Origin of the sequence: Methylobacterium aquaticum (genome assembly GCF_001043915.1) — a bacterium.
Classification (GTDB): domain Bacteria; phylum Pseudomonadota; class Alphaproteobacteria; order Rhizobiales; family Beijerinckiaceae; genus Methylobacterium; species Methylobacterium aquaticum.
Genome location: NZ_LABX01000033.1, coordinates 21697 through 42039, shown reverse-complemented (window position 1 = coordinate 42039; position 20343 = coordinate 21697). Strand labels below are relative to the sequence as shown.

Here is a 20343-nt window from a genome sequence, read left to right as displayed (position 1 = left end):
TCGTCGGGGCGGTGCCGGCGGTGGTGGTGGGCGGCGTCGCGACGCTCGCGGTGGCGGCCCTGTGGGGACGGCTGTTCCCGGCCCTGCGGCGGCGGGACCATCTGATCACGTGAGAGGCGGCTCCAGGATCAGGGTCGCAATCCAGGCATCTCGACTAGGTCAACGGACTGTTTTCAACGCAGTGCTGACCCGAAGAACCTGAACTGCGTCACGCTCAGGCGCCAATATCGATCGCAGATTGCGGGCCTATCGATTGCTCCGGAGAACGGATGAACAGGCGTGATGTTCTCGCTGCGGCGGTCACGGGAGCCGCGACAGGCCCAAGCCATGCTGCCCCTGGCGCAGCTCCGACACCATATCTTGTCGAGACGCAGACCGGACCGCGCCATAGCCTGATATACGTGCCGTTCGGTCGCGGTCCCGCGCCCTGCGTGCTGCTGCTGCACGGGGCCGAGGGACCGAACCGGCGCTGGACCGAGACCATGGCGATGTTTCTCGCCAGCCAGGGTTTTGTCGCCGCCCCCTTCCCATACAGCCGGGGCGGCAACGAGCAGCATTCCGGCGACATCGTCGAGGTCGAACTCGCCGAGACTGTCGAGGCGTTCAGCCTGATGCGGGCTGACCCGAGAGTGTCGGGCCCGATGGGTCTGTGGGGCATTTCGCGTGGTGCTGAACACGCGCTCCTGCTGGTCAGCACGATGGCACGCGACGGTACTCCCAACCTGCCGCGCGCTGTCGCGGTACTTGCGGCTACGGATGTGATCTGGGCCGCGTTCCGGGCAGCCTACACAGACCCCCGTCATCCCGAGCCGATCGATTGGACGAAACGGGCGTGTTTATGGCACGGCTCATCCGATGGATTGGAGCCCCGCACACCGATCGCCATCGAGCACTACGACGGTCCCCTCCACATCAGCCATGGAGAGGCCGACAAGACAGGGTCGGTCGAGGGGACGCGGCGGATCGAGGCGCGGCTCCTCGCGCATGGGCGGACCCCGGAGATGCGCTACTATCCCGGGCCAGGGACACGGGCTCGGCCCGGAGGCGGCGAGCCTCGATCGGATGCGCGTGGCGGATTTCTTCCGGCGCACGCTCGTTGGTTAGGAGCATGTCCACGTCCCGTCCTCAGCAGCCCTTCGCGCGATCGACCTGACGGGCGTCGAACCCTCGGCATCAAGCCCCACTCGCCGGATGCAGCGACAACACCCGCCCCGCCCGCTCACGCACCGGCGCCCCGTCCCGCCGGCACTCGGCCACCGCCGCCCGGGCGGCGTCGACCGCCAGGATCAGCGCGCTCATCGTGCGGACATCGGTGTCGTGGGCGCGGGCATGGCGCACCACGTCGATGACGAGGCCGTCGATCTCGACCGCCAGGGCGTCGAGGGCGGCCGGGTCCTGGGTCGCCCGCGCCTCGATCAGGATGGCGAGCAGCCGGTCGAGCACCGCGTCGATCCGGGCGCGCTGCTCCCGGGCGAGGCGCTGACCGAGCCAGGCCACCGCCGAGCCGAGGCCGCCGCCGAAGAACGCCACCAGGTAGACCCAATCCTCGTAGCGTTGCAGGAAGGTCTGCTGCTCGCGCTCGTAATAGTCGACCGCGCCGGGATGGATCGGCAGGCGGGCGCTGGTCGCCTCGGCGGCGCTGTCGAAATCCGGCGCCTTCATCAGGTTGGCGGTCGGCACCATCGCGGCGAGGCGCGAGCGCAGCTCGAACAGGTGCTGGGTCACGCTCGCGGCGGTGTCGCGGCTCAGGGAGGCGCGGGCCATCAGCCGGTAGGAGGCGCCGACGGTCTTCACGTCGTCGTCGGGCCGCTTCGGTCGGCCGCCGAAGGTGCCGGCCGCGATGGTCACGGCCTGCAATTCCGGCAGGCGCTGCACGATCGCCTCGCCGTCGGGGATCGCCACGATGGTCGCGCCGTGGCCGGGGGAGGCCGCCTCCACCGCCTGCACCACCCGGGCGGCGGATTTGTCCGACGGGGCCGCGATCACCGCGGCGGCATCGATCCGGTGCTCGGCCAAAGCCGCCGCCACCTCGGAGGCCCGCATCGGCACCACCGCGACGCCGCCGGGGCCGGCCCCCGGCGCGGCGGCGGCGGGCACCGGCGTCAGGGCGTAATAGGCGAGCAGGCTCGTGACCAGCGGCTGGTCGGCGCCATGATGGGCGACGAGGCCGAGCCGCTTGCCGGCGAGGTCCGGGAAGGTCTGAAGGCCGGAGGACGGGGGCGCGGCCACCACCAGGGCCTCGTCATGCAGCACGGCGAGGGTCAGGCCGTTCTCGGGCAGGCGCACGTCGGGCCGCACCACCGCGAGGTCGGCCCGGCCGCTCTGGAGCGCCGCGGCGCTGTCGCGCACGTCGTCGTAAGGCACGACCTCGAGGCGTATATCCTCGCGGGCGCGGGCGAGCGCATCGGCATAGGCCTGGATCAGGTGCGACTCGACCCGGTCCCGCGGCCCGACCGCGACCCGCAAGGTGGTCGGCCGCGACAGGTAGAGCACCGCGCCGGCCACCGCCCCGAGGGCGAGGGCGAGCAGGAGGAAGAAGGATTCACGTCTGTGCAGAAACGCCGGCATCACCCCTCGCGCGGGCCCGGGGCGGACGCCCCCGCCGGGACGGAGGCGATCCGGGACGGGGCCGATGAACCCGGCCGCGATGGCGGATTGAGGGCGGCGCGGCCGATCACGCCGGCCTCTCTGGAGCGGGCCGCCCTCTCCTATCTGGAGCGCTACGGTGCCTCGGCCGAGATGCTGCGCCGGGTGCTCAAGCGGCGGGTCGAGACCCGCTGCCGCCTGCGCGGCGAGGCGCCGGAGGATTTTTCGGAGTTGGTCGAGGCGGTGGTGGCGCGGGCGCTGGGTGCCGGCCTCGTCGACGATGCCGCCTTCGCGGCCGCCAAGGTGCGCAGTTTGCGCCGCCGCGGCGGCTCGGCCCGGGCGATCGGCGCCAAGCTGGCCGCCAAGGGGGTCGACCGCGCGATCGTCGGCGCGGCGCTCTCCGAGGACGAGGATGGTAGCGAGGACGCCGCCGCCTACGCCTATGCCCGGCGCCGTCGCCTCGGGCCCTACCGCGCGCCTGCCGCCCGGGCCGCCGCCCGCGAGCGCGACCTCGCCGCCCTGGCGCGGGCAGGATTCGCGCTCTCCCTCGCCCTTCGGGTGATCGATACGGATCCGGAGGATGACCTGACGGAGCGGTGACCTACCTGTGGGCGTGAGCGGGCGCCGCGACGGCTCCGCCGCGTACCAATCCACAGGAGACGAGCATGAACCGCAAGGCGAGCGCCGTTTGGCAGGGCAGCGGCAAGGACGGCAAGGGCCAGCTGACCACCCAGTCGGGTGTGCTGTCGAGCAACCCCTACGGCTTCAACACCCGCTTCGAGAACGAGCCGGGCACCAACCCCGAGGAGCTGATCGCCGCCGCCCATGCGGGCTGCTTCACCATGGCGCTGGCCTTCCAGCTCCAGGGTGCCGGCTTCACCGCCGACGAGTTGCGCACCGAGTCGGTCGTGACCCTGGAGAAGGACGGCGACGGCTTCACCATCACGGCGTCCGCGCTGACCCTGACCGCGAAGATCCCGGGCATCGACCAGGCCAAGTTCGAGGAACTGGCCGGCATCGCCGAGAAGAACTGCCCGGTCTCGAAGGTGCTCAACGCCAAGATCAGCCTGACGGCAACGCTTCAGGGCTGAGGGGCGCCCTGCCCGGTTGCAGGGCGGGCCCGTCGAGAACGCATGACCTCCGCGTCATCCCGGGGCCGCGCAGCGGAGCCCGGGATACAGAACCGCTGAAGCTTCGGATCGAAGCGGACAACGCTCCGCTCCCGTCTCAACCGCCTACGATTTTAGACTCCGGGCGCCGCTGCGCGGCCCCGGAGCGACGGCGGGGGTTCGGCTTCGTCGGCGCCGTGAGACGGCTCCACCTCACAGCATGCTGGGCAGAATCCGGTCCGGCGGCCGGTGGCCGTCGAGGAAGGTCTTGATGTTGATGATGACCTTCTCGCCCATGTCGATCCGGCTCTCGTGGGTCGCCGAGCCCATGTGAGGCAGCAGCACCACCTTGCCGGCCTTCGCGAGCTTGACGAGGCGCGGACTCACCGCCGGCTCCTGCTCGAATACGTCGAGGCCGGCCCCCGCGATGTCGCCGACCTCGATCAGGCGGGCGAGCGCGGTCTCGTCGATCACCTCGCCGCGGGCGGTGTTGACCACCACCGCCTCGGGCTTGAGCAGCTTGAGGCGCCGGGCCGACAGCAGGTGATAGGTCGCCGGGGTGTGCGGGCAGTTGACCGACACGATGTCGACCCGGGCCAGCATCTGGTCGAGGGATTCCCAGTACGTCGCCTCGAGGTCGCTCTCGATCCGGGCGCCGACCCGGCGGCGGTTGTGGTAGTGGATCGAGAGGCCGAACGCCTTGGCGCGGCGGGCCAGCGCCTGGCCGATCCGGCCCATGCCGACGATGCCGAGGCGCTTGCCGGTGATGCGGCGGCCGAGCATCCAGGTCGGCGACCAGCCGCCCGACCAGGCATCCTCCGGGATGATCCGGGCGCCCTCGGTGACCCGACGCGCCACCGAGAGGATCAGCGCCATGGTCATGTCGGCGGTGTCCTCGGTCAGCACGCCCGGCGTGTTGGTGACCGTGATGCCACGCTGGAGCGCCACGCCGACGTCGATATGGTCGACGCCGTTGCCGAAATTGGCGATCAGCCGCAGGTTCGGCCCGGCCTGGGCGAGGAGCGAGGCGTCGATCTCGTCCGTGACCGTCGGCACCAGCACGTCGGCCTCCTGGATGGCCTGCGCCAGGGCGGCGCCGCTGAGCGGCGTATCCTCGTGGTTGAGACGCGCGTCGAACAACTCGCGCATCCGCGTCTCCACGACGTCCGGCAGGCGCCGGGTGACCACCACGAGCGGCTTGCGCTTCAACGACATGATCCCTCCCCTGCCCCCGGGCGGGCCTCACGGCCTGCCCGTGCGGCCCCGACACGCGATGACGGGCGTCCGCGCCTGAAGATTAAGCGACACGGCAGCCCGGCGGAAAGCCCCGCCTTGGTGCGGGCCACAAGCGTCGTTACGGCCCGTTAACCCTGATCCGGCGATAGGGGCGTTTGCCCCCTCGATCCGGCCGGGGCTCGACGCCCGGCGGCCTCTCTAGCAGAGGCCACCCGGAAGACAATCCGCGCCGCTTCCCTGTTGGGAGTTCGATCGCCGATGCTCCACCTGCGCCTTCTCGCCGCCCTGCTGTTCGCCGCCTCAGCCGTGCCCGCGGCCGCGGCACCGCCGACGCCGGCCGCCAATCCCGCCCCCGGCGAGATCGGCGTCACCATCGGCCCGGCGACGAAGCTGCCGCTGCCGCGCTATGTCAGCCTGAAGACCGACCGGGTGAACCTGCGCGAGGGTCCTTCCAAGGATCACCGCACGCTGTGGGTGTTCCAGCGCGCCGGCCTCCCGGTGGAGATCATCGCCGAATTCGAGACCTGGCGCCGCATCCGCGATTCCGAGGGCACCGAAGGCTGGGTGCTGCACTCGCTGTTGTCCGGCCGGCGCACCGCCGTGGTGCTGAGCCGCGACGCCGACAAGGGCGCGCCGGTGCCGCTCTACGACCGGGCCGATGCGACGAGCGGCGTGGTGGCGCAGCTCCAGGCCGGCGTAATCGGCAGCGTGAAGACCTGCGACAAGACGTGGTGCCGCCTCGTCGTGTCCCTGCCGCAGAAGCGCGGCGACGTCGACGGCTACATGCGCCAGGACCGGCTCTGGGGCGTCTATCCCGACGAGAAGGTGGAGTAATCGCAACGGTCGTTGAAAGCGGCCCCTGGTTCCGTTCCCGAATTTTCGCCAAATCTCTGGCTCGATATCGACGATTCGGGATCGCTCATCGGCCCGATCGGTCAGCATCTTTGAGCCGGTGGTATAACGGAGACCGGCTCCGACTTCGGGTCGATCGACCTTCAGCCGCTTCCGCCTGCGGCCCCGCCCCGCCTTCCGGGACGAGCGGCCGGCGCCGATCGCGCCGGAGGCGCGAGCGGATCGTGGCCGGCCCGGCCGGCGATCATGGCACGGCGCCCGTCCCCGTCGAGGCGCCTTACGGCAGCCCGGCGATGCGCCGGGCGATCTGGACAAGCCCCGCCCGGACCTGCCACTCTCCCGCGAAACAACATTTCGCAGGGTGGAAACTCCAATGATCAGTGCGGATCTGCGCGGGCGCTGCGTGCTCGTGACCGGCGGCGCCTCGGGAATCGGCTTGTCGGCCGTGACCCTGTTCGCCCGCTGCGGCGCCAGCGTGGTGCTCAACCATCTCGCCGAGGACGAACGCGGGCCGCAGGCCGCCGCGCGTCTGAAGGCCGAGGGGCTGGCGGTCCAGGCGCTCGCCGGCAATGTCGCGGTGCCGGGCGAGGCGGAAGGCATGGTGGTGCGCGGGATCGATGCGCTCGGCGGCCTCGACGTGCTCATCAACAATGCCGGCACCCCGGCCACGACCACGCCGATCGACTTCGCCGACCTCGACGCGATGACCGAAGAGTTCTGGCAGACCATCCTGGCGACGAACCTGATCGGCCCCTATCGCTGCGCCCATGCGGCGGCGCCGGCTCTGCGCCGTGCAAAGGGCGCCATCGTCAACACCGCCTCGGTGGCGGGACTCGGGCAGCGCGGCTCCAGCATCGCCTATTCGGCGAGCAAGGCCGGGCTCATCAACCTCACCCGCAGCCTCGCCCGGGCGCTCGCCCCGGATGTCCGCGTCAACGCCGTGGCGCCCGGCCTCGTCGAGACCCCGTGGACCGAAGGATGGCCGGCGGAGCGCAAGGCCGAGTCCGTGGCGCGCACGCTCCTCGCCCGCATGGCCAAGCCAGAGGACATCGCCCAGGCCATGCTGTTCCTGGCCGCCGGCGCTCCTTACGTCACCGGCCAGACCCTGGCGGTCGACGGCGGCATGCTCTGAGGAGGGACAGATGTCGCGCAAGACCGTCATCACCTGCGCCCTCACCGGCTCGTTCGAGACGCCATCGAAGAACCCCGCCGTGCCGGTGAGCCCACAGGCCATCGCGCAATCGGCCATTGACGCAGCGGCAGCTGGCGCCGCCGTGGTCCATATCCATGTCCGCGATCCGCAGACCGCCAAGCCCAGCATGGATCTGGCGCTCTACCGCGAGGTGGTGGAGCGGATCCGCGAGACGAACGCCGACGTCGTCCTCAACCTCACCACCGGGGCCGGCGGGCGCTATGTCGTTGGCGATCCCGATCCGGCGGTGGCGGGCCCCGGCACGACGCTCGCGTCGCCGGAGGCACGCACCCGCCACGTCACGGCCTTGCGGCCCGAGATCTGCACCCTCGACGTCGCGACGATGAATTTCGGCGAGCACGCCTTCATGAACACGCCGGCCCATCTGCGGGCGATGGCGGCGTTGATCCGCGAGGCGGGGGCGAAGCCGGAGATCGAGGTGTTCGATCTCGGCCAGATCGAGCTGGCCCGCCACCTCCTGGCGGAGGGGCACCTCGATTCCCCGCCGCTGTTCCAGATCTGCCTCGGCATCCCCTGGGGCGCCCCGGCAACGCCCGAGACCCTGCTCCAGATGCGGGACCGCCTGCCCCGGGACGCGGTGTGGTCGGCCTTCGGCATCTCGCGGGCCGAGTTCCCGATGGTGGCGCTCGCTGCCACGGCTGGCGGCCATGTCCGGGTCGGGCTCGAGGACAACCTTTACCTGGCCCGCGGCCAGCTCGCCCCGAGCAACGCGGCTCTGGTCGAGAAGGCCGTGAGCCTGCTCGCCCATCTCGACTGTGCTCCCGCCAGCCCGGCCGAGGCGCGGGCGATCTTCGGGCTCGCCGGCTGAGCGGCACGGGCGTGGCCGAAAGGCCACGTCCGCGGATTGACGTCCCACATCCTCCGTCCCCGCCCTACCTGTCACGCGACGCGATCGGTCATGCTCGCAAGCAGAGCGCCGAATGCGGTGTGCGTTGCAGTTCCGCCGCAAAGTGTCCGCAGAGGGCGGGACTGTCACGTCCGCCCATCGGGCAGGCATGGAAGGCGGAGAATGGGAGCCGTGGCGGCCGGACGACCCAAGTCCGGCGGCGCGGCCCCCGAGGGAGCGTGTGGGATGATCGGAAGCGGTTATGGGAGGGCCTTGATCGCCGCGAGCCTCGCGGCGTTGGCCGGTGGTGCGCAGGCGGCGCAATGCGGCAACACGTCGGCCGGGTTCGAAGCCTGGAAGCGGGAATTCGCCGACGAGGCCCGCGGGCGCGCCAGCCCCGCCGCCATCTCGGCCCTGATGGGGACCTCGTACTCGTCTGCGACCATCGCGGCGGACCGGGGCCAGAAGAGCTTCAAGCTCTCCCTCGAGCAATTCATGGCCAAGCGCGGCGCCGCGTCGATCATCTCCCGCGGCCGGGCAATGAAGCGCTCGCAAGCGGCCCTGTTCGATTCGATCGAGCAGCGCTACGGCGTGCCGCCGGGCCCGCTGCTGGCGATCTGGGGCATGGAGACGGCGTTCGGCGCCGTGAAGGGCAACGTCAACACCCTCTCGGCAGTGGCGACGCTGGCCTATGATTGCCGCCGCTCGGCCTACTTCACCGACCAGCTCTACGCCGCTCTGACCCTGGTGGATCGCGGCATCCTGAGCCCGAACACCCGCGGCGCCGCCCATGGCGAGGTCGGCCACACCCAGTTCCTGCCGAAGAACGTCCTGAACTACGGCACCGGCGGCAGTCTCGACAACGCCACGGTCGCGCTCAACTCGACCGCGAACTTCCTCAAAGCCCATGGCTGGCGCGCCGGTGCCGGCTACCAGCCCGGAGAGCCCAACTTCGCGGCGATCCAGGGCTGGAACGCCGCCTCGGTCTATCAGCGCGCCATCGCGATCATCGGCGCCAAGATCGACGGGGAGTGAGCGGGGTTTCAAGTGAAGCGGCCTCCGGGACACGAAATCCCGGAGGCCGTTTCCTCCATGCACGGTTCGTTGTGGTGGAAAGTGTTGACACTCTCGACGTCTTCGGGGGTCTCTCGAACAGATCTCTCTTCCCATCGGCCCAAGATGCTGACGCATCGGGCCGATAGACCATCTCAAATTTTCGATACTAAATCAAAAGCTTAGCGACAATTGGAGAGCGGAACCAAAGGTCGTTTTCAACGACCGTTGGTATCAACCCCGCGTCGCCCGGTCCCACGGACCGCCCCGGCCGATCCGCGGCAGGTCGCTCGCGCCGCTGCCCGGCACCACGACGAGGCGGCGCACCTCGCCGCGCAGGAAGGCTTGCAGGAACCGGTCGTAGTTGCGGAACGAGACGCAGCCGTTCGAGGCGCCGCTCGGGCCCAGCATGTAGGTATGGGCCAGGAGCCCGACCCGGCCGTGGATCGCGCCGCTGCCGCCGACCGGGTTCAGCCGGATCGCCCGCACGCCGTGGAACAGGGCCTCGCGCTCGGTGAGGTCGTAGGTGCCCGGCGGCGTTGCGCCGCGCATCTTCAGATGGACGTTGCGCGGATCGTCCATATGCGGCCCGAGACCGGAATGCGCCTCCAGCGACTCGCCGCTCGGGAGGGTCACAGTGCGGGCGCTGATGTCGTAGATGGCGACGCCCGGGCCGACGCTCAGGCGCGGGCGGGGGCTCGGATCGAGACCGCCGGGCGCGGCATAGGCGAGGGTCTGCGACGGCGCGCTTTGCCCCCCTCCCCCGAAGATCCGCTCGAACAGCGATGGCTCTTCCGGCAAGGCGGCCTTGAACACGCTCTGGGTCGAGGCCATCGCCTGGTTCTGGCGCCGCGGCACCCGGGTCGCCAGCACGATCGGTGAAGGCCGCATCTCGGAGGGGCGCAGCTCCGGCGGACGCGGCACCGGCAGGGGAACCGCGACAAGGGGGGTGGTGGCTGGCTGCACCGCCTCGGAGGGCGCGGTCGACGGCGAAACCAGGGCCGCCGGTGCCGCCTCGGCGAGGCGCAGCGGTTCGGGAGCCGGCGACGGGGCCGAGTCCGCGGCGGTGAGCTGTTGCGGCGGCTCGGCCGGCATGTCGCGGGTGAACCCCGCCGTATCGCCCCGGAGCACCGGCTGCGGCGCCAGCATCCAGCCCAGCTCGGCCGGGGCGGCGCGGGCCTCGCGGATCGGCGCCTTTGGCTCCGCCGCGACGGCGACCGCCGGCGGGCGGGTCTCCTCGCGCGGCATCAGGCCGGCAGCGGCCCCGATGCTCCCCAGGACGGCGGCGATGCCGAGGAGCCGCCGGTTGCGGCGGCGGCGGCGGACGGAGGCCGGGGCGAGGCGACCGGACGAATACGCGACGAGGTCCATGCGGCCTATACTCGATGGCTTGTCCTGCACGGACCCGCCCGGCCGGCCGCCGGCGCACACCGCGCCGCGGGCCGGTGAGATCGGCCGTTGAGGAAGGATCAACCTTAAGCCCTCGTATTGAGCGGCCTTTTGGTTAATCCCGGCTAAATGACATCGAGAGAATCCGAAGAATTCGTGGCACCCTGATGGCCGCAGGACCGGACGCGGTCTGGCGCTGTCCCGACACGCGACGGCGCGCCACCGGTTGGGGTGACGCGCCGTTAAATCCCTCGTCCCGCCGTGGCGGGCGGGAGTCATATACCGCTATGCGGAAGAAATCCTGGTTTGGGGCCGATCGGCGGGGAGGCGGGCCAAGCCGGATTTCCTCCGTGCCGCGGTCTATCACTCCACCGTGACGGATTTCGCCAGGTTGCGCGGCTGGTCGACGTCTTTCCCGAGCACCACGGCGGTGTGGTAGGCGAGAAGCTGCACCGGCACCGCGTAGACGATCGGCGCCACCACCGGGTCGAGGTCCGGCATCATCAGGGTGGCCATGGTGTCGAGGCCGGCCGCGGCGGCGCCGCGGGCGTCGCCGATCAGCACGATCTTGCCGCCGCGGGCCGCCACCTCCTGCATGTTCGAGACGGTCTTCTCGAAGGTGCCGTCGTGGGGGGCGATCACGATCACCGGCACGGCATCGTCGATCAGCGCGATCGGTCCGTGCTTCAGCTCGCCGGCGGCATAGCCCTCGGCGTGGATGTAGGAGATCTCCTTGAGCTTCAGCGCGCCTTCGAGCGCCATCGGGTAGGCGGTGCCGCGGCCGAGATAGAGCACGTCCCGCGCCTTGGCGATCTCGCGGGCCAGAACCTCGATCTCGTCCTCGCGCTTCAATGCCTCGGCCATCAGGCCCGGCACCTTGATGAGCGCATCGACGAGGCGCTTCTCTTGCGTCGCGTCGAGGGTGCCGCGGGCCCGGCCGGCGGCGAGCGCCAGGCAGAGCAGCACCGTGAGCTGGCACGAGAACGCCTTGGTGGAGGCGACGCCGATCTCGGGGCCGGCCAGCGTCGGCACCACGGCCGACGCCTCGCGGGCGATGGTCGAGGTCGGCACGTTGACCACCGCCAGAGTGTGCTGGCCTTGCGACTTGGCGTAGCGGAGCGAGGCCAGGGTGTCGGCGGTCTCGCCCGATTGCGAGATCACGATCGTCAGACCGCCTTTCTCCAGCGGCGGCTCGCGGTAGCGGGTCTCGGAGGCGACGTCGATCTCGACCGGCAGCCGCGCCAGTTTCTCGAACCAGTACTTGGCGACGAGGCCGGCATAATAGGCGGTGCCGCAGGCGGTGATCGAGATGCGGTTGAGGCTCGCGAAGTCGAAGGGCAGGGCCTCCGGCAGGGCGACCCGGCCGGCGGCGAGGTCGACGTAATGGGCGAAGGTGCGGCCCACCACCTCCGGCTGCTCGTAGATCTCCTTCGCCATGAAGTGGCGATAATTGCCCTTGTCGACCAGGAAGGCTTGCGTGGCGATCTTCTGGCGCGGGCGGGCGACGACGTTGCCGTCGGCGTCCCGGATCTCGGCGCCGTCGCGGGTCAGAATGGTCCAGTCGCCCTCGTCGAGATAGGTGATCTCGTCGGTGAAGGGCGCGAGCGCAAGCGCATCGGAGCCGAGATAGGTCTCGCCGTCGCCGAAGCCGACGGCGAGCGGCGCGCCGTGGCGGGCGCCGATCAAAAAGTCCTCCTCGCCGGCGAACAGGAAGGCGAGCGCGAAGGCGCCGCGCAGACGCGGCAGGGCCGCCTCGACCGCCGAGACGGGGCCGAGGCCGCCGCGCATCAGGTGGCTGACGAGCTGGGCCACCACCTCGGTGTCGGTCTCGGTCTCGAAGACGCAGCCCTCGGCGGACAGCTCGGCCTTCAGCTCGCGAAAATTCTCGATGATGCCGTTATGGACGACCGCCAGCCGCTCGGTGGCATGGGGATGGGCGTTGGTCTCGTTCGGCCGGCCATGGGTGGCCCAGCGGGTGTGGCCGATGCCGATCGCGCCGGAAAGCGGGCTCTGGAGCAGCTTCAGCTGGAGGTTCGACAGCTTGCCCTCGGCGCGCCGCCGCTCCAGCCGGCCGGATTCCAGGGTGGCGATGCCGGCCGAGTCGTAGCCGCGATATTCGAGCCGGCGCAGGGCATCGACCACCTGTCCCGCCACGGCATTCCGGCCGACGATTCCCACGATTCCGCACATGCTCACCGCCTCACGTCTCGCCCGCAGAGTGTCCCGCCGCGGGACGCTGCGGCCCTTATGCAGGGCATTGCGGCAGGATTCCTGCCAGAGGAATCGTGCTGCACCGCACCCGCCACGCTCGCCGTCCTTCTAGCGGACCGGCCGGCGATCCGGCGAGTCAACTTGCGTAACGGATTATAACGGCCAAGGTTCACGGGAAGGTTTCACGGACCGGCTGCATCGGGCGGCCACCGGGCGGTGCTCCCGCCCGGTGGCCGGATCGGTCAGGGCATCAGCACGGTGTCGATGACGTGGATGACGCCGTTCGACTGCATCACGTTGCCGATCGTCACCCGGGCGGTGTTGCCCTTGTCGTCGGCCACGAACAGCCGCTTGCCCTTCTGCATCACCGTCAGGGTCCCGCCCGCGGCGGTCTTCAGCTCGGCCTGGCCGCCGCCCTGCTTCACCAGCCCCATCAGGTCCTTGGCGGTGTAGGTGCCGGGCACGACGTGATAGGTCAGGATCTTGGTCAGCGTCGGCTTGTTCTGCGGCTGGACCAGCGACTCGACCGTTCCGGCCGGCAGCTTGGCGAAGGCGGCGTTGGTGGGGGCGAACACCGTGAACGGGCCGGGGCCGGCGAGCGTGTCGACGAGGCCGGCGGCCTTCACGGCGGCAACCAGCGTGGTGTGGTCCTTGGAGTTGACCGCGTTCTCGACGATCGTCTTCGAGGCGTACATCGGCGCGCCGCCGACCATCGGGTTCTTGGCGTAGGCGCTGCCGCCGGCCGCCGCCAGGGCGAGGGCGAGAACCAGGGTGCGGGCGTGGGTCCGGATCGTCATGGGGGTCGTTCCGTCTCTCGTATCGGCCCCGCTCTCGTCGGGGTCGAGGGCCGGTACGGAGGGCCGGACGGGAAAGTTTCGAACGGCCGCGATTTTTTCGCGCCTACTCGCGGACCAGGCGGCCGCTATAGACCACCGGCCCGGTCGGGGCGCCTGAGGGCGAGCCGCCCGGCGGCTCCACGGTGACGGCGAGGCTCGCCCCGTCGAGGACGGCCCGGTCACCGGCCGGCAAGGGGAACCGGGTGCCGGCCTCGTTCCGGACGAGGCCGAGGGAGCGGGGCACCCCCGCCGCCGGCACCACCCAGAGTTCCAGGCTGCGGTCGCGGGGCGCCTCGGCGGCGAGCGCCCTGACCTGCACGGTGCCGGCGCGCGTATCGACCCGCACCACCAGGGCCGGCAATTCGCCACCCCGGTTCACCACCGCGAGGTACTGTGCCGCCTCGGGGCGCGGCGCCAGGCGCTCGACGGCGATGAACAGGGCGAGGCCGGCGGCGAGCGCGCCAGCAGCCAATGCGGCGCGGCGCCAGCGCCGGAGCGCCGGGCGCAGGTCGACCACCGGGGCGGCGGGACGCGGCCCCTCGCGGGCGAGGCGCGCGGCGATGCCCTCCCAGGCGCCGGACGGCGGAGCGACCTCCGGCACGGCTCCGGCCAGGGGTGCGAGGCGCGCCTCCCAGGCCCGCTCGGCCGCCTGGAGCGCCGGGGAGGTCGCCCGGTCGCGCCGATAGGCGTCGCGCTCGGCGGCGCTCAGGGTTCCGAGCACGAACTCGGCGGCGCGCAGATCGGGTTCGTCGGGGGCGCTCATCGCGTCGGGGGCGGTCATGCGGCGTCGTCCAGGCAGCCCCGCAGCGCGGCGAGACCACGATGCAGCCAGGTCTTCACGGTGTTGACCGGTCGGTCGTAGCGCAAGGCCAGTTCCTCCCGCGACAGGCCCTCGCAATAGGCCCGCACCACGCAGTCACGCTGCACCGGCTCGAGCCGTTCGAGGCAGGTGAGGAGCGCGTCGCGGCTCAGGAACTCCGCCTCCCGATCCCGCGGGTCGGCGATGCGCTCGAGCCAGTCCTCCTCCTCGTCGTCGCGCGCCGGCATCGGCACCTCGCCCTTCCGCCGGACCCAGTCGATGGCGCGGTGGCGGGCGATCGTGGCGAGCCAGGCCATCGGCCGTCCCGCCTCCGGGGCGTAGCCTCCGGCATGCTGCCAGACCCGCAGGTAGGTGTCCTGCAACACGTCCTCGGCCGCGCCCCGATCCCGGATGATACGCAGGATCAGGCCGAAAAGTTTCGGGGCCGTGCGCTCGTAGAGCGCCCGCAGGGCGTCCTGGCGCCCCGCCGCCACCCGGGCGATAAGCTCGGCCAGGAAGGCCGCATCCCGGTCGGCGACATCGGGGTCGGCGGGCGGGTCTCTCGGGGGCCGGTCCTCGCCGCGCAGCATCGCTCGTGCCTCCGGGGCCGCCGCCCCTCATTTCCTCCGCCATAGATCAATCGCGCGCCGAGGACCACGTGTGAAGGACCACGGGGCCGCAGGACCGCCTCCCGTGAGATGGCCGGCGCGATCCGTGCCTGACACCCGGCGCGTCGCGGCCGGCCTGCGCGCCGGCCGCCGCGACCCCGACGACGGATCGGCGCGTGTTCGGGCACGCAGCCTCACCCCTTCGTCGGCTTCGCCCACCCGGTCTTGATCACCTGCCGCCCCCGGCCGATCGCCAAGGTGCCGGGCGGCACGTCCTCGGTGATGACCGAGCCCGAGCCCACGAAGGCGCCGGCCCCGACGGTGACGGGCGCGACCAGAGCCGAGTTCGAGCCGATGAAGGCGCCGGCCCCGATCACCGTGCGGTGCTTGTTCACCCCGTCGTAGTTGCAGGTGATGGTGCCGGCGCCGAGATTGGCGCCCTCCCCCACCTCGGCATCGCCGACGTATGTCAGGTGATTGACCTTGGCGCCGGCCCGGATCGCCGCGTTCTTGACCTCGACGAAGTTGCCGATGCGGGCGCCCTCCTCCAGCACCGCACCGGGGCGCAGGCGGGCATAGGGGCCGATCTGGACGCCGGCCGCGAGCCGGGCCCTGTCGAGGTGCGAGAAGGCGTGGATCGTGCAGCCGTCGCCGACGACGACGCCGGGGCCGAACACCACGTGGGGCTCCACCACCACGTCGCGGCCGAGCACGGTGTCGTGGCTGAAGAACACCGTCTCGGGGGCGATCAGGGTGGCGCCGGCCAGCATCGCGCGGCGGCGCAAGGTCGCCTGCACCGCCGCCTCGGCCTGCGAGAGCTGCACCCGGTCGTTGACACCCTGCGCCTCGGCCTCCGCCACCGGCACCACCGCGACCCGGTGCCCATCGGCGACGGCGAGCGCCACGGCGTCGGGCAGGTAGTACTCCCCCGCCGCGTTGGCGTTGCCGATCCGCTCCAGCAATCCGAGGGCATGGGCGCCCGACAACGCCATCAGGCCGGCATTGCACAGGGTGACTCGGCGCTCCGCCTCGCTCGCGTCCTTCTCCTCGCGGATCGCCACCACCCGGCCATCCTCGACCAGCACGCGGCCGTAGCCGGTGGGGTTCGCCGCCTCGAAGGCCAGCACGGCCACCGCTGCGCCCTCCGCCAGCGGCGCGCGCAGGCGGGCATAGGTCTCCGGCGTGACCAGCGGCGTATCGCCGAAGGCCACCACCACGTCGTCGGCGCCCTCCGCCAAGGCGTGGCGGGCCGCCAGAACCGCATGGGCGGTGCCGAGGCGCTCGCCCTGCGCGAAGGTCTCGGCGCCGGCAAACCCCGCCACCACGCGGGCGACGTCGTCGCGGCCGGGCTCGACCACCACGGCGAGGCGCTCCGCCCCGGCCTCGGCCACCGCCGCCAGGACATGGGCGAGCATCGGCTGGCCGGCGATCGGGTGGAGCACCTTGGGCAGATCGGAGCGCATCCGCGTGCCCTTGCCGGCGGCGAGCACGACGGCGAGGAGGGAGCGGTTGGGTGTCGAGGTCATCGGCGGCCTGTCGCGTCCGGGGGAGGAGCTGTCTGGTCCCGACCGTCTAGCCGATCGTCCCGCCAGAACAAGCGCCGCCATCCCCGCCCCGAATGGCGCAACCGTCCCGATTCTTAACCCCCGGTTCAGCCCGGATCGTGGTAAACGGCCCGCGCCCCTGTCGAAACCGGTACGGTCCCGCTCCCCACGATGACGCACAGTCCCACCGCACCGCCCTCCCGCACAGCCCTCGACCGACGCGCGGTGCTGGCGCTTGCCGGCGGCCTGGCCGTGACCAGCGCGGCGGGTGCGCAGCCGGCGGAGCCCGCCCCCCTGTCGGACGGCCAGCGTTTCGATCCAGGCCAGGTGGTCGAGCTGGCCCGCGCACTGGCGAAGAAGCCCTATGCGGCGCCGGCGGCCGACCTGCCGGATCCGTTCAAGGACCTCACCTACGACCAGTATATCGGCGTGCGGGCGCAACCGGCCGGCCTGCTCTGGGCCGGCGAGGGCCGCGGCTTCGTGGTCGAGCCGCTGCATCGCGGCTTCGTCTTCACCACGCCGGTGGCGCTGCATACGGTCGAGGACGGGGTGGTGCGCCGCATTCCTTACGACCGCAACCGCTTCACCTTCGGCAAGCTGAAGCCCCCGGAGGAGGGCCGCGACCTCGGCTTCTCGGGCTTCCGGCTCTATGCCAGCTTCAACGGCGCGGCCCCGTCCGATTGCGCGATCTTCCAGGGCGCCTCGTTCTTCCGGGCGCTGGCCGCCGGGCAGAGCTACGGCGTCACCGCCCGCGCCCTCACGCTGCGGCCCGCGGAGGCGAAGGGCGAGGAATTCCCGCTGTTCCGGGCGTTCTGGCTCGAGCGGCCGGGCGCCGGCACCGGGCAGATCGTGATCCACGCCCTGGTCGATTCCGACTCCGCCACCGCGGCGCTGCGCATGACCCTGCGGCCGGGCGACGCCACCATCGTCGACATCGAGGCGACCCTCTGCCCGCGCACGACCCTGGAGCATGTCGGCATTGCCGGCATGACCGGCGCCTTCCTGTTCGGTCCGACTGACCGGCGCGGCGTCGACGATGCCCGCCTCGCCGCCCATGAATGCGACGGGTTGCAGATCCGCAACGGCTGGGGCGAGGCGATCTGGCGCCCGGTGCAGAATCCCGAGATGCTCCAGATCTCCGCCTTCCTCGACCAGGACCCGAAGGGTTTCGGGCTGGTCCAGCGCGCCCGCGCCTATGGCGATTACCAGGACGACGTGCAGCGCTGGGAGAAGCGGCCGAGCCTGTGGATCGAGCCGCTCGGCAGCTGGGGCCCGGGCGTGCCGCAGCACGGCTGGGGCGCCGGCGCGGTCCAGCTCATCGAGATCCCGAGCGAATCCGAGGTCAACGAGAACATCCTGGCCTATTGGCGCCCGAAGGAGCCGGTCGCCAAGGAGACCGCCTTCAGCTACCGCCAGTTCTGGTGCTGGACGGTGCCGGGTGCCCCCCCGCTCGCCGCCTGCTCCGGCACCCGGGTCGGCAAGGGCGCGGGCGGCAAGCGCCGGCTCTTCCTCGTCGACTTCGTGGGCGAGGCGCCGTTCGCGGAGGGCATCGACCCGAACGCGCTCCACCTCGCCTTGAGCACCGCGCCGGGCAGTATCGCCCGCCAGCGGGTCTACCCGTATCCGGAGCGCAAGACCGTGCGGGCGTTGTTCGAACTCGATCCGGGCAACGACACCGCCTGCGAGCTGCGCCTGGTCGTCAAGGCCGGCGACAAACCCGTCAGTGAGACATGGCTGTACCGGTGGACCCCGTGACCCTCGCCCCAAACCTCGATCTCCACCTTGCCGACCCCCTCCGCCGCGACGCGCAGCCCGTCGCAGTCGCGCCGGCGGTGCCGGAGGAATCGCCTCTCGCCATGCCGGTGCAGGACCTGCGCCAGTGGTCGGAGGCGCAGGCGCACACGGTGCCCGGCCGCCGGGCGCCCTGGGCCGCCCGCGCCTTCGTGTTCGGCGGCGGACTTGCACTGACCGCCTATGGCGCCATGCAGATGTACGAGGTCGTGTCGGTCGCCGGCTCGGCGACCTGGCTGCAATGGCTGCTGCTGGCGCTGTTCACCCTCAACTTCTCGTGGATCGCACTCGCCTTCACCTCGGGCCTGCTCGGCTTCCTGGCGCTGCTGCGCCGGCGCCGGCCGGAGGTGCCGCAAGGCCCCCTCACCACCCGGACCGCCGTGGTGATGCCGGTCTACAACGAGGCCACCGCCCGCACCTTCGCGGCGGTGGAGGCGATCCGCGACGCGATCGAGGCAACGGGCGAGGGCGCGGCCTTCGATTACTGGATCCTGTCCGATTCGACCCAGGCCGATGCCTGGATCGCCGAGGAGCGGGCCTATCTGGCGCTGCGCACCCGCCTCGGCGACGGGGCCCGCCTGTACTACCGCCACCGGCCGAAGAACCATCACCGCAAGGCCGGCAACATCGCCGACTTCGTCACGCGGTGGGGCGGCCATTACGACCACATGCTGGTCCTCGACGCCGACAGCCTGATGAGCGGCGACTGCGTGGTGACGCTGGCCCGCGCCATGGAGGCGGATCCGGATTCCGGCATCATCCAGTCGCTGCCGCTCATCATCAACCGCAACACCCTGTTCGCCCGGGTGCAGCAATTCGCGGCCCGCATCTACGGGCCGGTCATCGCCACCGGCCTGTCGCTGTGGTCGGGCCGGGACGGCAATTACTGGGGCCACAACGCGATCATCCGCACCAAGGCGTTTGCCGACCATTGCGGCTTGCCGGATCTCTCCGGCAAGCCGCCCTTCGGCGGGCACGTGCTCAGCCACGACTTCGTCGAGGCGGCGCTGATCCGGCGCGCCGGCTGGAGCGTCTACATGCTCCCCGAGCTTGCCGGCTCCTACGAGGAGAGCCCGCCCTCGCTGATCGACGTGGCGATCCGCGACCGGCGCTGGGCGCAAGGCAACCTCCAGCACAGCCGCATCATCGGAACGGCGGGCCTCACCCTCGCCTCGCGCCAGCATTTCGCCACCGGCATCGCCGGCTACGTCGCCTCGCCGCTCTGGGCGGCGCAGCTCGTGGTCGGCATCGCGCTGGCCCTCCAGACCGCCTATATCCGCCCCGAATACTTTTCGACCGAGTTCCGCCTCTACCCGGTCTGGCCGCGCTTCGACCCCGTGCGCGCGCTCCAGCTCTTCGGGATCACGATGGCGATCCTGCTCGCCCCGAAGCTGTTCGGCCTGATCCTCGGCCTCCTCGACGGCAAGGTCCGGCGGGCGAGCGGCGGGGGGATGCGCCTCGTGCTCTCGGCGCTGATCGAGACCCTGCTCTCGGCCTTGATCGCCCCGATCGCGATGCTGGTCCAGTCGGGCTCGGTGTTCCAGATCCTGCTCGGACGGGACACCGGCTGGAACCCGCAACGGCGCGACGACGGCTCGATCCCGTTCTCGGACATCGTGCGCCGGCACCGCTTCCACACCATCCTGGGCCTCGTCGCCGGCGTCTCGGCCTTCGCCATCGCCACCTCGCTGTTCCTGTGGATGTCGCCGACCATCCTCGGCCTCGTCCTGGCGATTCCGATCTCCTGGGCGAGCGGGCAACTGACCCTCGGTCTGGCGCTGAAGCGCGCCGGCCTGTTGATGACGCCCGAGGAGCGCGAGCCCCCGGCAATCGCCATCGCCGCCAAGGCGATCGAGGCGCGCAACGCGGCGTTCGGCTACGACGACGCCGATGGCTTGCGGGCGCTCCACGCCGACCCGGATCTCCAGGCCGGCCACCTCGCCTTCCTGCCCCCGGCCGAGCGCCGACCCCGCGGCGCGCCGCAGCCCGACCACGTCATGGCCCAGGCCAAGGTGGTCGAGGCCGCGACCATCGACGAGGCGGCCGCCTGGCTGAGCCCGAAGGAGAAGATGGTCCTGCTGCATGACCGGGCCTTGCTCGACCGGCTCGCGCGGCTGGCGGGCTAGAGCGCTTCACGATCGCGTCGCAATCGCGAAGCTTCTCTATCTCTTTAATTTTGCCGCATTTTCTATGACGAACCGGTATCCACTTCGTCGGAAAATGCTCTAAGCAGATTTCGCCGAAGTGGTCACCGGTTCGGCAGCAGAAATCTGCGATCAAACCAGAATCT

16 protein-coding genes are annotated in these 20343 nt (G+C 71.1%); 8 read left to right on the top strand and 8 right to left on the bottom strand.

Annotation, left to right across the window (positions count from 1 at the left end):
• Positions 1–1173: 1173 nt before the first annotated feature.
• The gene (locus tag VP06_RS04780) at positions 1174–2568 is read right to left on the bottom strand and encodes a TAXI family TRAP transporter solute-binding subunit (RefSeq protein WP_048462696.1); all 1395 of its coding nucleotides are present in this window, start codon (positions 2566–2568) and stop codon (positions 1174–1176) included.
• Positions 2569–2616: 48 nt separating this feature from the next.
• Between VP06_RS04780 and VP06_RS04775 the strand changes: the two genes are divergently transcribed.
• On the top strand, positions 2617–3186 hold the full coding sequence (locus tag VP06_RS04775) for a regulatory protein RecX (protein ID WP_048462701.1): 570 nt from the start codon (positions 2617–2619) through the stop codon (positions 3184–3186).
• 65 nt (positions 3187–3251) lie between these two features.
• On the top strand, positions 3252–3677 hold the full coding sequence (locus VP06_RS04770) for an OsmC family protein (RefSeq protein ID WP_048462695.1): 426 nt from the start codon (positions 3252–3254) through the stop codon (positions 3675–3677).
• Between the two features lie 231 nt (positions 3678–3908).
• Here VP06_RS04770 and VP06_RS04765 read toward each other — a convergent pair whose 3' ends face one another.
• Positions 3909–4913: a 2-hydroxyacid dehydrogenase gene (locus VP06_RS04765; RefSeq protein ID WP_048462694.1), complete on the bottom strand. Its 1005-nt coding sequence runs from the start codon at positions 4911–4913 to the stop codon at positions 3909–3911.
• 276 nt (positions 4914–5189) lie between these two features.
• Here VP06_RS04765 and VP06_RS04760 point away from each other — a divergent pair, with 276 nt between their 5' ends.
• From VP06_RS04760 to VP06_RS04745, 4 genes are all read left to right on the top strand, one after another.
• A complete protein-coding gene (locus VP06_RS04760; protein ID WP_048462693.1) occupies positions 5190–5765 on the top strand; it encodes an SH3 domain-containing protein in 576 nt (191 codons plus the stop codon).
• Positions 5766–6156: 391 nt separating this feature from the next.
• Positions 6157–6915, top strand: a complete 759-nt coding sequence (locus tag VP06_RS04755; RefSeq protein ID WP_048462692.1) for an SDR family NAD(P)-dependent oxidoreductase — start codon at positions 6157–6159, stop codon at positions 6913–6915.
• A gap of 10 nt (positions 6916–6925) precedes the next feature.
• Positions 6926–7804: a beta-keto acid cleavage family enzyme gene (locus VP06_RS04750; protein ID WP_048462691.1), complete on the top strand. Its 879-nt coding sequence runs from the start codon at positions 6926–6928 to the stop codon at positions 7802–7804.
• Between the two features lie 264 nt (positions 7805–8068).
• The gene (locus VP06_RS04745; RefSeq protein WP_048462690.1) at positions 8069–8857 is read left to right on the top strand and encodes a lytic murein transglycosylase; all 789 of its coding nucleotides are present in this window, start codon (positions 8069–8071) and stop codon (positions 8855–8857) included.
• A 252-nt stretch (positions 8858–9109) separates the two neighbouring features.
• Here VP06_RS04745 and VP06_RS04740 read toward each other — a convergent pair whose 3' ends face one another.
• The 6 genes from VP06_RS04740 to glmU all read right to left on the bottom strand — a co-directional run bounded on the left by VP06_RS04740 (position 9110) and on the right by glmU (position 16244).
• Positions 9110–10246, bottom strand: a complete 1137-nt coding sequence (locus VP06_RS04740) for a DUF2778 domain-containing protein (RefSeq protein WP_048462689.1) — start codon at positions 10244–10246, stop codon at positions 9110–9112.
• A 381-nt stretch (positions 10247–10627) separates the two neighbouring features.
• The gene (gene glmS / locus VP06_RS04735) at positions 10628–12454 is read right to left on the bottom strand and encodes a glutamine--fructose-6-phosphate transaminase (isomerizing) (protein WP_048462688.1); all 1827 of its coding nucleotides are present in this window, start codon (positions 12452–12454) and stop codon (positions 10628–10630) included.
• A gap of 263 nt (positions 12455–12717) precedes the next feature.
• A complete protein-coding gene (locus VP06_RS04730) occupies positions 12718–13272 on the bottom strand; it encodes a fasciclin domain-containing protein (RefSeq protein ID WP_048462687.1) in 555 nt (184 codons plus the stop codon).
• A 103-nt stretch (positions 13273–13375) separates the two neighbouring features.
• The gene (locus VP06_RS04725) at positions 13376–14092 is read right to left on the bottom strand and encodes an anti-sigma factor (protein WP_048462686.1); all 717 of its coding nucleotides are present in this window, start codon (positions 14090–14092) and stop codon (positions 13376–13378) included.
• Positions 14089–14700 (bottom strand): sigma-70 family RNA polymerase sigma factor, encoded by a 612-nt coding sequence (locus VP06_RS04720; RefSeq protein WP_082167170.1) that lies wholly within the window; start codon positions 14698–14700, stop codon positions 14089–14091. Before VP06_RS04720 ends, VP06_RS04725 begins: the two co-directional genes overlap by 4 nt.
• 212 nt (positions 14701–14912) lie before the next feature.
• A complete protein-coding gene (gene glmU / locus VP06_RS04715) occupies positions 14913–16244 on the bottom strand; it encodes a bifunctional UDP-N-acetylglucosamine diphosphorylase/glucosamine-1-phosphate N-acetyltransferase GlmU (RefSeq protein ID WP_048462685.1) in 1332 nt (443 codons plus the stop codon).
• Between the two features lie 189 nt (positions 16245–16433).
• Between glmU and VP06_RS04710 the strand changes: the two genes are divergently transcribed.
• Both VP06_RS04710 and mdoH read left to right on the top strand, forming a co-directional pair.
• Complete coding sequence (locus VP06_RS04710; protein ID WP_048462684.1) at positions 16434–18017, top strand: OpgD/OpgG family glucan biosynthesis protein; 1584 nt, start codon at positions 16434–16436, stop codon at positions 18015–18017.
• Positions 18018–18118: 101 nt separating this feature from the next.
• The gene (gene mdoH, locus VP06_RS04705; RefSeq protein ID WP_245291056.1) at positions 18119–20179 is read left to right on the top strand and encodes a glucans biosynthesis glucosyltransferase MdoH; all 2061 of its coding nucleotides are present in this window, start codon (positions 18119–18121) and stop codon (positions 20177–20179) included.
• Positions 20180–20343 lie beyond the last annotated feature (164 nt).